The 381-nt window shown below is 56.4% G+C and carries 1 protein-coding gene; it reads left to right on the top strand.

The genetic code is table 11. The features are described 5' to 3' along the window. The coding region (locus MELE44368_RS24815) for an ABC transporter permease (RefSeq protein ID WP_206613861.1) at window positions 1-347 on the top strand (347 nt) is incomplete at its 5' end. Window positions 348-381 lie beyond the last annotated feature (34 nt).

Raw genomic sequence — 381 nt, 5'->3', positions numbered from 1 at the left:
TGGCTTCGGGTTTGGTGGCGTTGTTGCTCAACAGTTTTGTGGTGGTGATCGGGATTTTGGGGGGTTATACGTTTTCGGTGTTCATTCAGGATGTGAATCCGGGGGCGTTCGCGGCGGGGATCACGTTGTTGACCGGGGTGCCTGAGGTGATCATCTCGTGTGTGAAGGCGGCGTTGTTCGGGTTGATCGCGGGGTTGGTGGCCTGTTATCGGGGGTTGACGATTTCTGGTGGTGGGGCCAAGGCGGTGGGTAATGCGGTCAATGAGACTGTGGTGTATGCGTTTATGGCGTTGTTCGTGATCAATGTGGTGGTCACGGCCATTGGTATTCGGATGACGGCGGGATAGCGCTGATGGGCACGATGACGATTTTGCGCTCCAC

The sequence above is a fragment of the Mycolicibacterium elephantis DSM 44368 genome (assembly GCF_004014805.1).
Classification (GTDB): domain Bacteria; phylum Actinomycetota; class Actinomycetes; order Mycobacteriales; family Mycobacteriaceae; genus Mycobacterium; species Mycobacterium elephantis.
This window is presented reverse-complemented; position numbering and strand designations above follow the sequence as displayed.